This window comes from Massilia sp. CCM 8734, from assembly GCF_011682155.1.
Lineage (GTDB): Bacteria > Pseudomonadota > Gammaproteobacteria > Burkholderiales > Burkholderiaceae_D > Telluria_A > Telluria_A rubra.
Window position 1 is genome coordinate 162532 of the sequence record NZ_WHJI01000006.1, and the last position, 13249, is coordinate 175780.

The 13249-nt window shown below is 63.6% G+C and carries 14 protein-coding genes and 1 pseudogene; 9 read left to right on the forward strand and 6 right to left on the reverse strand.

All coding sequences use genetic code 11. The annotated features are described in order from the left end of the window. Positions 1-121: 121 nt before the first annotated feature. The gene (gene pmbA, locus F2P46_RS08255) at positions 122-1474 is read right to left on the reverse strand and encodes a metalloprotease PmbA (protein ID WP_166887377.1); all 1353 of its coding nucleotides are present in this window, start codon (positions 1472-1474) and stop codon (positions 122-124) included. 92 nt (positions 1475-1566) lie between these two features. Here pmbA and yjgA point away from each other — a divergent pair, with 92 nt between their 5' ends. The 6 genes from yjgA to F2P46_RS08285 all read left to right on the forward strand — a co-directional run bounded on the left by yjgA (position 1567) and on the right by F2P46_RS08285 (position 5196). Then, positions 1567-2187 (forward strand): ribosome biogenesis factor YjgA, encoded by a 621-nt coding sequence (gene yjgA / locus F2P46_RS08260; RefSeq protein WP_166887380.1) that lies wholly within the window; start codon positions 1567-1569, stop codon positions 2185-2187. Continuing rightward, positions 2165-2827: a molybdopterin adenylyltransferase gene (mog, locus tag F2P46_RS08265; protein ID WP_166887383.1), complete on the forward strand. Its 663-nt coding sequence runs from the start codon at positions 2165-2167 to the stop codon at positions 2825-2827. The genes yjgA and mog overlap by 23 nt, the downstream gene beginning before the upstream one ends. Then, entirely contained in the window at positions 2824-3492 is a 669-nt protein-coding gene (locus F2P46_RS08270; RefSeq protein WP_166887386.1) for an alpha/beta hydrolase, read from the forward strand. Before mog ends, F2P46_RS08270 begins: the two co-directional genes overlap by 4 nt. A gap of 80 nt (positions 3493-3572) precedes the next feature. Beyond that, a complete protein-coding gene (locus tag F2P46_RS08275) occupies positions 3573-3839 on the forward strand; it encodes a hypothetical protein (RefSeq protein ID WP_166887388.1) in 267 nt (88 codons plus the stop codon). Between the two features lie 10 nt (positions 3840-3849). Further along, a complete protein-coding gene (locus tag F2P46_RS08280) occupies positions 3850-4950 on the forward strand; it encodes a saccharopine dehydrogenase (protein ID WP_166887391.1) in 1101 nt (366 codons plus the stop codon). Positions 4951-4998: 48 nt separating this feature from the next. Further along, positions 4999-5196, forward strand: coding sequence for a hypothetical protein (locus F2P46_RS08285; protein ID WP_054268373.1), 198 nt, complete (start codon positions 4999-5001; stop codon positions 5194-5196). A 290-nt stretch (positions 5197-5486) separates the two neighbouring features. Here F2P46_RS08285 and F2P46_RS08290 read toward each other — a convergent pair whose 3' ends face one another. Continuing rightward, positions 5487-5945: a hypothetical protein gene (locus tag F2P46_RS08290; protein WP_166887393.1), complete on the reverse strand. Its 459-nt coding sequence runs from the start codon at positions 5943-5945 to the stop codon at positions 5487-5489. Positions 5946-6320: 375 nt separating this feature from the next. Between F2P46_RS08290 and F2P46_RS08295 the strand changes: the two genes are divergently transcribed. Further along, entirely contained in the window at positions 6321-7082 is a 762-nt protein-coding gene (locus F2P46_RS08295; protein ID WP_166887396.1) for a hypothetical protein, read from the forward strand. Next, positions 7076-7381: a hypothetical protein gene (locus tag F2P46_RS08300; protein ID WP_166887397.1), complete on the forward strand. Its 306-nt coding sequence runs from the start codon at positions 7076-7078 to the stop codon at positions 7379-7381. Before F2P46_RS08295 ends, F2P46_RS08300 begins: the two co-directional genes overlap by 7 nt. 70 nt (positions 7382-7451) lie before the next feature. On the opposite strand, the gene F2P46_RS08305 is transcribed toward F2P46_RS08300, so the two are convergent. Together F2P46_RS08305 and F2P46_RS08310 are read right to left on the reverse strand one after the other, a co-directional pair. Next, on the reverse strand, positions 7452-8219 hold the full coding sequence (locus F2P46_RS08305; RefSeq protein WP_166887400.1) for a hypothetical protein: 768 nt from the start codon (positions 8217-8219) through the stop codon (positions 7452-7454). 47 nt (positions 8220-8266) lie between these two features. Further along, positions 8267-8820: pseudogene (locus tag F2P46_RS08310) on the reverse strand (carboxymuconolactone decarboxylase family protein). A 131-nt stretch (positions 8821-8951) separates the two neighbouring features. On the opposite strand from F2P46_RS08310, the gene F2P46_RS08315 reads away from it, so the two are divergent. After that, on the forward strand, positions 8952-10274 hold the full coding sequence (locus F2P46_RS08315) for an aspartate aminotransferase family protein (protein WP_166887403.1): 1323 nt from the start codon (positions 8952-8954) through the stop codon (positions 10272-10274). A gap of 17 nt (positions 10275-10291) precedes the next feature. Here F2P46_RS08315 and F2P46_RS08320 read toward each other — a convergent pair whose 3' ends face one another. After that, positions 10292-11881, reverse strand: a complete 1590-nt coding sequence (locus tag F2P46_RS08320) for a hypothetical protein (protein ID WP_166887406.1) — start codon at positions 11879-11881, stop codon at positions 10292-10294. A 199-nt stretch (positions 11882-12080) separates the two neighbouring features. Beyond that, complete coding sequence (locus F2P46_RS08325; protein WP_166887409.1) at positions 12081-12932, reverse strand: fumarylacetoacetate hydrolase family protein; 852 nt, start codon at positions 12930-12932, stop codon at positions 12081-12083. Positions 12933-13249 lie beyond the last annotated feature (317 nt).

Consider the following 13249-nt stretch of genomic DNA (forward strand, 5'->3'; position numbering starts at 1 on the left):
CGTAATTTATCTTACAGCAGTCTTACAGGAGCAGGCGCGGGATGCGGAAGGGGTAAAGCGTGGGATGCGGAAGGGGTAAAGCGTGGGCACTGTGGCCCACGCGGGAAGAACATGAGGACGTTCAGCCGCCGGCGACGACCATTTTTTCGATCAAGATCGAGCCGGTCTGCTTGTTGCCACGGATAAGCACGTCGTTGCCGATGGCGACGATCTGCTGGAAGATATCCTTCATGTTGCCGGCGATGGTGATTTCTTCGACCGGGTACTGGATCACGCCATTTTCAACCCAGAAACCCGATGCGCCGCGCGAATAGTCGCCGGTCACGTAGTTGGTGCCCTGGCCCATCAGTTCCGTCACCAGGAGGCCGCGCCCCATTTTCTTGATCATGCCGGCGAAGTCGTCGCCGCGCCTGGTTTGCGTGGAGCTCATGGTCAGGTTGTGCGACCCGCCCGCGTTACCCGTGGTTTTCATGCCCAGCTTGCGCGCCGAATACGACGACAGGAAATAGCCCTGCACCACGCCATCCTTGACCACGTCGCGCCGCACGGTGCGCACGCCTTCTTCATCGAACGGGGCCGAACCGACCCCGCCGATGACATGCGGGTCTTCCAGGATCTGGATATGCGAGGGGAAGACCGACTGCCCCAGCGAATCGAGCAAGAAGGTCGACTTGCGATACAGCGCGCCGCCCGACGTTGCCTGCACGAAGGAGCCGAGCAGGCCGGCCGCCAGCGGCGCTTCGAACAACACCGGGCAGGTGCGCGTATCGAGCGTGCGCGCGTTCAGGCGCGCCAGCGCGCGCTCGGCCGCGTAACGGCCCACCGCTTCGGGCTGGGCCATCTTTTTCGGATCGCGCACCGAGGTGTACCAGTCGTCGCGCTGCATTTTGGCGCCCTTGCCGGCGATCGGCGCCACCGACAGGGTGTGGCGCGAAAACGGATAGCCGCCCGCGAAACCGCGCGAATTGGCCGACACGAAGTGCGACTGCTGCACGTGCACGCTGGCGCCTTCGCTGTTGGTGATGCGCGCATCGACGTCGAATGCGGCCGCTTCGGCGCGTTGCGCCAGAACCACGGCGTCTTCGGTCGAGATCATCCACGGGTAGCACAGGCGCAGGTCGCGCGGCTTGGTTTCGAGCATGTCGGCGTCGGCCAGGCCGGCGCAGTCGTCGTCAGCCGTGAAGCGGGCGATGTTGTAGGCCGCGTCGACGGTGGCGCGCAGGGCCGCCGGGGAAAAGTCGGACGTGCTGGCGTTGCCCCGTTTTTGACCGATATACACGGTCACGCCCATGCCTTTGTCTTTGTTTTGCTCGATCGTCTCGATTTTGCCACGCCGGACCGACACCGCCAGCCCGCTTCCCTCGCTGATATCGACGGCGGCATCGGTGCCACCGATCTCCCTGGCAAAGGCCAAAACGTCGCGCGCCAGCTGCTGCAGCTGATCCTGGGTGTGGATAAAGACGGAGTCGTTCATGTGTGGTTTTCTTCGGCTGTCCGGTTAAACGGGTATGATAGCAGTCGTTTACAGTTTTTACTGGTCGGCTTTACGCCTATCGGAACCATATCATGCCAAATCCAAACCGGGGCGCCTGCGGCTTCCAATCCTCCGAGTTCGAACAAGAATACGAACGCCCTTCCAAGTCCGAGCTCAAGCGCCAGATGAGCGAGCTGCAAAAGCTCGGCGAAGAACTGGTCGCCGAAGCGCGCGACCGCGTCAAGCGCGTGCCCATGCCGGAAGACGTGCGCGACGCCATCCTGGCGTGCCAGCTGATCACCAACCACGAGGGACGGCGTCGCCAGATGCAATTCGTCGGCAAGAAAATGCGCACCCTCGACGAGGAAGAAGTGGCCGTCATCCAGCGCACCATCGACAGCTGGAAAGGCATGTCCAAGGCCGATACCGCGGCCCTGCACGCGCTCGAACGCCGCCGCGACAAGTTGCTGGCCGACGACAAGGCCCTGACCGTGTTGCTCGAAGAAAATCCGGAACTCGATGTGCAGCATCTGCGCACCCTGATCCGCAACGCGCGCAAGGAACAGGCCGAGAACAAGCCGCCGAAAGCCTACCGCGAGATCTACCAGATCCTCAAGGATATCGACAAGAAGCGCAAGGCCGCCGCCAAGCCGGCCAGCCAGGACGAGGACGAAGACGGCGAGCCGATCGATGACGAGTCCGACGACGCGTAATCCGGCCGAGCTGGCGGTTGAGTTGGCGCCTGAGCTGATCATTGGCCTGGTGTCGGTTTCCGACCGCGCCAGCGGCGGCGTCTACGAAGACAAGGGCTTGCCGGCGCTGGCCGACTGGCTGGCTGCCGCCCTCGCCACGCCGTACCGCCTCGAAACGCGCCTCATTCCCGACGAACGGGCGCGCATCGAAGCGACCCTGGTCGAACTGGTCGACGTGGCGCGCTGCCACCTGGTCTTGACCACCGGCGGCACCGGCCCGGCGCGGCGCGATGTCACGCCCGAAGCCACGCTCGCCATCGGCACCAAAGAAATGCCCGGTTTCGGCGAGCAGATGCGCCAGATCAGCCTGCAGTTCGTGCCGACCGCGATTTTGTCGCGCCAGACGGCGGTGATCCGCGAAACCGACGGCCATAGCGCGCTGGTGATGAACCTGCCGGGCCAGCCGAAAGCGATCAAGGAAACCCTCGAAGGCTTGAAAGATGCTGACGGCAAGCAACTGGTCGGCGGCATTTTCGCGGCCGTGCCTTACTGCGTCGACCTGATCGGCGGACCGTATATCGACACCAACCCGGCCGTGTGCAAGGCATTCCGGCCGAAATCGGCGCTGCGTCCGGCGCCGCCCACCGAGAACAACGCATGAGCGAACTGTTAGAAACGATCGAAGTCGTCACTGCCCCGAACCCGACGGTGGCCATTATCTGGATGCACGGCCTGGGCGCGGACGGCAACGACTTCGTGTCGATGACGAACGAACTCGACCTGACGGGCTTGCCGGGTATCCGCTTCGTCTTCCCCAATGCCAACACGATGCCGGTGACCATCAACAACGGTTACGTGATGCGCTCGTGGTACGACATCGTCCACGCCGACATTGGCCGGCGCGAAGACGAAGCCGGCCTGCGCGCTTCGCAAGTGCAGATCGAAGCGCTGATCGCGCGTGAAAAAGCGCGTGGCATTCCCGCCTCGCGCATCATCCTGGCGGGATTTTCGCAGGGTTGCGCGATGACGCTCCAGACCGGCTTGCGCCATCCGGAAAAGCTGGCCGGGCTGATGTGTTTGTCCGGGTATGTGCCGCTGGCCGACAAGATCGCCGCCGAGCGTTCGGAAGCGAGCCTGGCGACCCCGATTTTCCAGGTGCATGGTCAGTACGACGGCGTGATTCCGATGACCCGCGCCGTGGCTTCGCGCGACTTGCTCACCGCGCTGGGCTACCAGGTCGAATGGCACGACTACCCGATGCAGCATTCGCTGTGCCAGGAAGAAGTCGACCATATCGGCGTCTGGCTCAAGAAAGTCCTGGGCTGATTTTCGCGCGCCATCGGCTGCGCCGTCGTCCGCACCCCCAAGAGCGCGTAGAATGCGTTCTTTGATAGCAAAGGCAGACAATGAAAAAAACCGGCATGGCAAAGAGTGACGCCAAAAAATTGATGGGCAAGATGGTCGCCCCCGGCGCGGCCGGCTTCGGCAACGCCGACAACGCCATCGTCGACCGCCGCGAACAGCGCAAGCGCGACCAGGCGCTCGGCCTGGTTCCCTTCGCCGTCAAGCTCAACAGCGACTTGGTGCTGCAACTGCAAACCCTGGCCAAGGAACGCGACGCCGACCTCAATGAAGTCGTCGCCGAATTACTGGCCAAGGCCCTCGCAGCCTGATCCACCCAGCATGAAAACGGTCGTTCTCGGCGGATACGGTAACTTCGGGACCCGCATCTGCCGTGCCCTGGCGCCCAGCCCGGGCATCGAACTGATCGTCGCCGGGCGCGACCTGGACAAGGCCGGCGCCCTGGCCCGCGCCTGCGCACACGGCGCGGCAGCCGCCCGCATCGACATCCACGATCCTCAACTGACACAAGCGCTGCGCGCGCTCGGGGCCGAGCTCGTCATCCATACCGCCGGCCCGTTCCAGCAACAGGATTACGGCACCGCCCTGGCCACGGCCGCGGCCGGCGCCCATTACATCGACCTGGCCGACGGCCGCCGCTTCGTGTGCGACTTCCCGGCCGCGCTGGACGATGCATTCCGCCGCCAGCAGCGCACGGCGATCACCGGCGCGAGCAGCGTGCCGGCCATGTCCTCGGCCGTGGTCGACCACTTGAGCGCGGGCTGGCGCAGCATTGCTTCGATCGATATGTGCATCGCCCCGGCCCAGACCGCGCCGCGCGGGGTGGCGACTATGTCCGCCGTGCTGAGCTATTGTGGCGCGCCGATCCAGGTCTGGCAGGACGGGCGCTGGACCACCCAGCTGGGCTGGGCGGCGCCGGTCATGGTGGCCTATGCGCGCCTGCGCCCGCGCCTGGGGTCGCTGTGCGACATTCCCGATCTCGAACTGTTTCCGGCCCACTATGCAGGGGTGCGGACGGTGATGTTTCGCGCCGCGCTGGAAACCGGCATCAGCCAGCGCGGCATGGCGGCGCTGGCGGGCCTGCGCCGGCTCGGGCTGGTGCGCCATCCGGAGCGCTTCGCCGGCCTGCTCAACCGCGCCGCCGACGGCCTCAATTTCCTCGGCTCGGCGCTGGGCGGGATGGTGGTGCGCGTGCATGGCGTGGACGCCGCCGGAGCGCCCGCGCAGCGCGCCTGGCATATCGCGGCCGACAACGACCATGGGCCGGAAATTCCGTGCATGGCGGCGGTGCTGCTGGCGCGTCGCCTGGAGGCGGGCACGCTGGAGGCGGTCGGGGCGCATACCAGCGTCGGCCAGCTGACCCTGGCGGAGTTCGAACCGGAGTTTGCCAAGTGGGGCATGGTCACCGACCTGGGCGAGTGATCGGTTATCATCCTTTCTCGGACAACAAATGCTGAAAGAGGTGCCAACATGGCCAAGAAAGAAGAACTCGACGAAGAAACCCTGGCGCTGATTCACTGGTGCATCGAGGTGGAAGGCTTCCTGGTCGCCGGCGGCGCAACCCAGAAGCAGGCGCAGGACCATATCGAGGAACAGGTCGAGTGGTTTACCGACCAGTTCTACGATGGCTTGACGCCGGAAGAAGCGGCGAAGGAAGCGCTCGCTTAAAGCGGCGCTTCCTTGTTTGACGCGGCCGGTGCCACGCATCGGCCGCCTGGTCCGTTCCCTTCCACGGCAAGACGGCGACCCGCAGGCCGCATAAGTTCACTATCCCCGCTCAATCGTTGAGCCATCTCCAGCCGTCGCCACTTGGCGTGCGCGCGCTCTGTGTTCGCGTCATGACGCCGCGTACGCTGTCCGGACTCTCACCGCGCACTGCATGCACGCGCCATGCCGGCTGCTTCACCGATCAGCTTGCGTTGTCCTGAGTCCGATGACGCTGCGGAACATGCGCTCGCTTAACGAGGCACCGGATGCTTCGGCATGTCTGGCGTGCCACACGGTGTCCACCGGACGCGCTGGCCGTCCCACAAGGCACCCGGGTCCGCTGGCGATGCCGGCGGCCAGAAATCGGCCTTGAAGCGCTTGTGATTGTGCGGATCGGTCGTGAGACGGTCCCCAATGGCCAGTTCGAGAGCATCATGCCGTTCACGGTCGCAGGCCAGCGCCGGGTGCCGCGCATCGGCCGCTTCCGGTGCTCCGCTCGCCGCGAGATAGCGGCGCCAGATGGCCCAGTCTTCCATCACCAGCGCCAGCAACTCGGGCGCGACCGGCGACAGAAAATACACCGCCTCGTCGTCATCGAGCGCGTACATGGATCCATTCTGGTAGATGTGCGGGACCCCGTCGAGTTCCGCGATACCCAGCAGTGCGCCGTCATAATATGCGTTGACGGTCAGAAGATGATCCAATCTCATTTATCTCCTTCTTTTGGCTTGCCCATGGGCCTCCAGTGCCAGGGAATGCGACTCCCGACATGATTGCCAAGTGCCTTCGATGCGCAGGTTTTTTGCTATCACGGATCCGCCGAACTGCCGGGTCCGGATGATGGCGTATCGGGCCTCGCACGACGAAAGTTCAATATGATCGGGCAATCATTGACCACGATACAGTGACCGCCCGTTTCCCCAAAAGCGCCCTGTGCGCCCGCGCCAATGGCGAGTACGCTGGCTGAACTCATCCCTGCAATCGGCGCTGCCGCGAACTCACTTTCCCACTCTGAAATTCGCGCCCGAGCGTTACGGTACTGCGCTGATGAACTCACCCATCGACACCACATCAGAGGCCCTATCATGATTATCGAGCCACGGTTCGACGAACACAATATCAGGAAAATCGAGACCATCCTGCTCGGCCACCCCATCGCACGCGACTACTTCCAGGGCGAACTGTATGACAAGCGGGGGCAACGGTCCGATGGCTTCACGCTGGAGCGACACGATGGCACGATACTTGAACTCATTGAAAAACAGAGCGCACACCTTTTCATGATTCCGGATGGGTCGGCGGCATGGGCGTTGCGAGTGAACGAACATGGCAATGCACCACCCGGCATGAACGTTCAGTTCATCAACTCGTTCGTCAAGGACGGCGAGCAGAACAGTGTGATTGCTTTTCGATCGGAACAAGCGCCGGGCGTCTGGTGTGATGCGCTGCATATCGGCAGCATGATGCTGTCCCCGGAAACGCCGCCCAGGTTTTGTACTGTTGCGTTCGGATTGATGGCGGTCACGGCCTATCGGTTCGGCTTCTCCGGCATCCACCTGTATGGCGCCGGACGCGGGCCTTTACGGCCCGGCGATCCGGATGCGCTGATCGGCTACTGGGTCTGGCCCAAGCTCGGTTTCGATGCCCCGGTCCATGTTGCGGAAATGACCCGGCATCGGGATACTACGATGCACGGCCTGCGCACGGTCCAAGAAGTCCTTGCGCACTGTCCCGAGTGGTGGGAAACATACGGTAGCGCGCGGCCAATGCAGTTCCATTTGCGCGCGAACAGTCCATCATGGTCAATTTTGCTAAACTATATTTGGAAGACACTGGCAGCATGTTAGCCGCTTTTACAAACATAAAAGCAACTATTCCTGCAACGACACTTAAAGTGAATACCATGAAGACACCAGGTAAACAGCAAGCAGATGAGCTTGCTACATACAAGCGTGCATCGGCGACACTACGAAAGAAAATTGCCGCCGCCGCAGTTCCTGACGGGCGCGAAATCCTTCCTGTGAACGGAAGAATTCACCTGACCCTGACCGGCAAGCCCTTAAATGCTGATCAGCAAAAAGCCCTGTTCGGCGAATCGGCATTTTCCCCCTCGGTGATGCGGGAACTTGCCGACGACGGCAGCTGAAATCGGCGCTGCCCGCCTTGGCTGCCATTGCAGGCTGGCTGCGGCGCGTCCCCAGGACAGGCGCTGCTTGCTATTCAAGCACGCGTGTCGAATAATTCAACGACCAGTCGTGCGAAGCGCTGCTGGGCACGGATGACGCGGCGAAGGACATGCCGGCCCGATCCTCCACCGCCGCTCTCATGGATGGAACCGGCATCAGCGGCCCGCCCTCCCCCGTCTGAATACCGATCCGATGGCGAATGTACTCATCAGGATGGGCGCGGGCGATCGCCATTGCCGTCGCAACAAGCGGTTGAAGCTCGGCCGGGTACTTGTCGGCATTGAAGCTGAGCGCCGGCAAGATCCGGCGGCGCAGGTTGACATTCTCGTTCTCGATGAAGCGCATCAGCAACAGGCGCTGCCGGCGCTGACGCAGTTCGGCCAGGTCATCATCGCGCTCGTTTCCATATGCCCAGTAGAGCGCACTCACAGCGCCACATTGCTCCTCGTTCGAGCCCACCTCGACAATTCGCAGCAGGCGGGTCACGACCTCCTTCGTGCCAAAGGTGCGCACGCAGGGACGGATGTAGAACTGGTTGGTGCTGGGATTGAGTTCGCTCACCGCGGCGCTGATCAACGCCGCCAGCAGGCGTCTCGGTACCGATTGCAATCTGAACACCATGGCGACAAAAAACTTGCGCCGCACGTCGCCCAGCGCGTCCGCCAGCCACATCCAATCCTCGCGCGTATTGGTGGCCACGCGCTTGCGTGCCGCCTGCAAACCGTTAAAGCAAGCCGGGCCGGGGTCGCGATAAACGCGCTCCCGCGCCAAAAAGTGATCGTCCCAACGCATGCTCATACAGTCGCTTTCCATCCCGGCTTATGCGCTGCCGGCGTGACACCGGGCTACGCCGGCAAGGGCGCCGCCGTCGATGGCGGCGCCGGCGTTTGCGCGGCGTTCATCACCATCGCCAAAAAAGTATAGTACCCATTGATCCCCATCAAATCGACCACGCCTTGTTCGCCGAACAGCGCCAGCGCATTGGCATAGCTTGCGTCGCTGACCCGCTTGCTGCGATGCAGCTCGACGCAAAAATCGACCACCAGCGCTTTATCGGCCGCCATGGCCGGCGACTTGCGCCGTTCGCCGATGACCTTGACGACCTCCGGCGCGATCCCACTGCGCTCGGCAATCGGCGCATGAATCGCCCACTCCACCTGCTGGTCCCATTCGCGCGCCGTCACCAGGATGGCGTTCTCCGACAGGCGCGTGCCGATCGCTGCGGCACGCGCAGGTATTCGCCCATGCGCTGCGCGCATGCCATCAGCTCCGGGCTGCGCAACAGCGGCACGAACGGGCCGTACAGCGCGCCCCTCGGCCCGTCGATGATCGCTTGCGCCGCCGCCCGCTGCGCCGCCGTCAGATGTTGCACTGCCAAAGGCCCGAGTCGGTCGATCATGCGCTTGCCTTTCATGTGTTGCGTTTATTGCCGCAGACAAAAATATTCGCACGCGGCCGGGGGTAGATCAACAGAATGGCGACGTTCTCCGCTTATTGTCAATCATCAACAATTTTCATGATGAGGACCATATGAGCCACATGATTCACCGCAATCTCCGGCAAACTCCGCGGGTTGCCGTCAGCGCCCTGGGAATGCTGGTGCGCGACAGCGAGGGCCGGACCTATATCGACGCCTGCGGCGGCGCTGCGGTGTCGTCGCTCGGCCACGGCCACCCGGACATCCTCAGCGCGATGCACCGCCAGATCGACCGCAACGCCTACGCCCACACGGCCTTCTTCACCACCGACGTGGCCGAGGAACTGGCCGACCGCCTTACCGCCGGCGCGCCGGAAGGCTTGACTGAAGTGTACCTTGTCTCGGGCGGCTCGGAAGCGATGGAAACGGCGATGAAGCTGGCGCGCCAGTATTTTGTCGAAACCGGCCAGACCCAGCGCACCAAATTCATCGCGCGGCGCCAGAGCTACCACGGCAACACGCTCGGCGCCCTGGCCGTGGGCGGCAACGAGTGGCGCCGCCGCCACTTCGCGCCGCTCCTGATCGACGTGGCGCGCGTGGCGCCCTGCTACGAATACCGCGACCGCCTGCCGGACCAGACCCAGGACCAGTACACCAACGCCCTGCTGCGCGAACTCGACGAACAGATCCACGCGGCCGGCCCGCACACCATCATCGCCTTCGTGGCCGAGCCGGTGGTGGGCGCGACCGGCGGCGCGATTGCGCCCACGCCCGGCTACTTCCGTGGCGTACGCAAGCTGTGCGACCGCTACGGCATCCTGTTCATCGCCGATGAAGTCATGTGCGGCATGGGCCGCACCGGCACCATGTATTCGATCGAGCAGGATGGCGTCTCGCCCGACATCATCACCATCGGCAAGGGACTCGGGGCCGGCTACCAGCCGATCGGCGCGGTGCTGGCCCAGCGCGCGCTGGTCGACCAGCTGCGCAAGGGCAGCGGCGCGTTCCAGCACGGGCATACCTACATCGGCCATCCGGTGGCCGCCGCCGCCGCGCTGGCGGTGCAGAAGGTGATCGAGCGCGACGACCTGCTGGCGGCGGTGCGCCTGCGCGGCGAAGCGCTGCGGCGCATGCTGCAGGCCGAGTTCGGCGCGCACCCGAACGTGGGCGACATTCGCGGGCGCGGCCTGCTCATCGCCCTCGAACTGGTGCAAGAGCGCGCCAGCAAGGCGCCGTTCGACCCGGCCCGCAAGCTGCACGCGTCGGTCAGGAACAAGGCCATGGCCAATGGCCTGATGGTCTATCCGATGGGCGGCACCATCGATGGCGTGCGCGGCGACCATATTTTGCTGGCGCCGCCGTTCATCGCCACCGATGCCGACCTGTCGGAGATCGTGTCGCGCCTGTCCGATTCGCTGGCGGCGGCGCTCGACTGAGTCGCCGGGCCGGTCGCCTAATTGGCCGGCGTCTTGACGATCAGGTCGACAATGGTCCACGAAAAATCGGAGCGCAGCGTATTGTCGAAGATCGGATCGGTAATGCTCATGTAAAAGTCGGTGGCGTACGGCATGATCGGTTTCGGCGCCGGCGCGTAGGCCGCCAGGTTGTGGCAGGTCATGCAGTTCGACTCGATTCCGGTATTGGCGTTGATCGTGCCATTGATCGGGCGGCTGATGCCGGCGAACACATCCGGCCCGAAACCGGCTTCCAGGTAGGGGTTGTAGCCGTACACCGGCGCGCCCACGTTCTTGCCCTTGGTGATCGGCTGCGCCGGCGAGACGGTGGAGTAGGCCAGCGACATCGCATAGTGGCGCGCCGCGCCGTCCAGGTAGGCCATGGGGCGCGCGCCGGCGATGGCGGGCGAACTGGGCGAGAGCGGACGGTCGGGGTCGGCCACCCACCAGAAGGTTTGCCAGGTCCACATCTTGTTTTCGCGCGAGGTGATGTGCATGCCGATCAAAATCGCGATGTCGCCGGCCGCGACCGGCTTGTTGAGCTGGGCCGACAGGAAGGGCGCGTTCTCGGCCGTGATGCGCGTATGGATGAAGTCGCTCAAATAGAAGGTGTTGGCCGGCGTGCGCCGGTCGCATCCCGCATCGTTGCTGTTGCCACCGATGCCGATCGGACGGTTGATGTCGACATACACGCAACTGTTCCAGGCCGCTTCGCCGAACCCGCTGTTCGGCTTGGCGGCGCCCGGTCCCGGCCAGCCCGGAAAGACGTAGATGCCACGCTCCACATTCTTGGGAATGATCTTGAATACCGGCTTGATCACGATCGCGTTCGCAGGGAAATTCGGCACCTCCGTGTAGCCTTGCGCCATCAGTTGCTTGAGGGTGGACTCATAAAACAGGCGGTTGCTGATCGCATGCTGCGCGGCCGGCGGATTGTAGGCCACCGACACAAGGATCGCCGTGTCCGGCCTGCCGGGGGCGGGCGCTGCGGCCGATACCAGGCTCGCGCCGCGCGCCGCCGGCCGGTGGCCGTGCTGGAACTGGCGCGGCAGGTGCAGCTCGAGCGTGGGGCGCGCGAGCGGCCCGCCCTTGCCATCGTCGGCCTTGCGCTCGGGCGCGCTGCGGAAAATGATGTTGCCCGGCGAAGTCCAGGTTTCGAACGCGCGCACCACGGTGCCGTCGACGCTGCCGACCGGCTGGGTCAGCCCGGCCCACAGTCCCCAGCCATGCTGGTGGATCTGGTTTTCCAGGCCGCCGAAAATCCACTGGTTCAGCTGGGTCTCGGCCTTGGGAAACACAAACGCCGGGTTCGGGCGCGGCAGGTCCGGCAGGCAGATCAGGTTGCCGTCGATGTTGCCGATGTCGCCGTACTGGCGGATCGCGTTCACGCAGGCATCCATCTTTTCCAGCGTGGTGGTTTGCTGGACCCCGCTGAGCTTCTTGCAATTGGCCCTGAGCTTGTCGCCGTTGACCGAAATATTGCTGCAGGAAAGTTGATAACTACCGTGGGGAATCGTCTGGGCAGTGGCGTACAGAGGTAGCGCCCAGCTCGCGAGGGCGAGCAGGAAAGGGGTGCGATAGCTGGTCATGGTCGCTTTCTTCCGGGTTGACAGGAGAAAGACCGGCATGGCCGGAACAAGCCGTCCATGCAGGCCGCGCACGCCGAATCTCGGCATGCTGGACTGCATGGTGTTCCTATATTTGCATTGCAATCTTACGAAAAGTCACCGCAGCAGCAAGCTCGGTATTGACATAAAAGAAGCATCGCGCTGGCGGGGACGCGCCTGATCAGGTTTTCGTGTAGGCAATAACGTCTTGCTGCTGCTCGCCGAGGCCGGCGATGCCCAAGCGCAAGGTGTCGCCTTTTTTCAGGAAACGCTGCGGGCTGCGCGCCACGCCCACGCCCGGCGGGGTGCCGGTGGCGATGATGTCGCCCGGCTCGAGCGTCATGAAGCGCGACAGGTAGCTGACGATCTGCGCCACGCTGAAAATCATGGTCTCGGTGCAGCCGGTCTGCATGCGCTTGCCGTTCAGTTCCAGGTACAGGTCGAGGCGCTGCACGTCGATCACTTCATCGCGCGTGACCAGCCACGGGCCGACCGGGCCGAACGTGTCGCAGCCCTTGCCCTTGTCCCACTGGGGGCCGCGTTCGAGCTGGAACGAGCGTTCCGACACGTCGTTGACGACGCAGTAGCCGGCCACGTAATTGAGCGCGTCTTCTTCGCTCACATACTGCGCGCGGGTGCCGATCACCACCCCGAGTTCGACTTCCCAGTCGGTCTTTTTGGAACCCTGCGGCAGCATCAGCGGATCGTCCGGGCCGGACAGGCAGGTGATCGCCTTCATGAACACGATCGGTTCAAGCGGCGGCGTGGCGCCGGTTTCGGCGGCATGGTCGGCGTAATTGAGGCCGATGCCGATGAATTTGCCCACACCGCGAAGCGGCACGCCCAGGCGCGGCGTGCCACGCACCAGCGGCAGCGTTTTGTAGTCGATCTTGGCCAGCTTGCGCAGCGCCTTGTCCGACAGCAGCGAGGCATCGATATCGGCGACGACGCCAGACAGGTCGCGCAGGCGTCCTTCTTCATCGAACAAGCCGGGTTTTTCCTTGCCGGGACGGCCGTAACGAACCAGTTTCATTTGTATTCCTTAAATGGGGACAGCGTAAAGTCGCCCGCGATTGTAGCGCAGGCCGGCCTGCGGCCCAGAGGTTGAGAGTTTTTCGGGCCTGCCCGAGCAGCGCGCCAGAGAGTGGCCGGGCTAAGTAAGTGTGCAGAAATTATTGTGATTTATAGCGAACAGAAGCGGATGCCTTGCAAGGCGCACGCCGCGACGCAGTGCGAGCACTGCTAGCGGTGGGCAACACAGCAAGGCGCCGCTTATGGAAGCTGTAAATTACAAGAATTTATGCGCACTTACTTAGGCGCAAAGCACAGCCATAGCTCGGGCTATGGCGA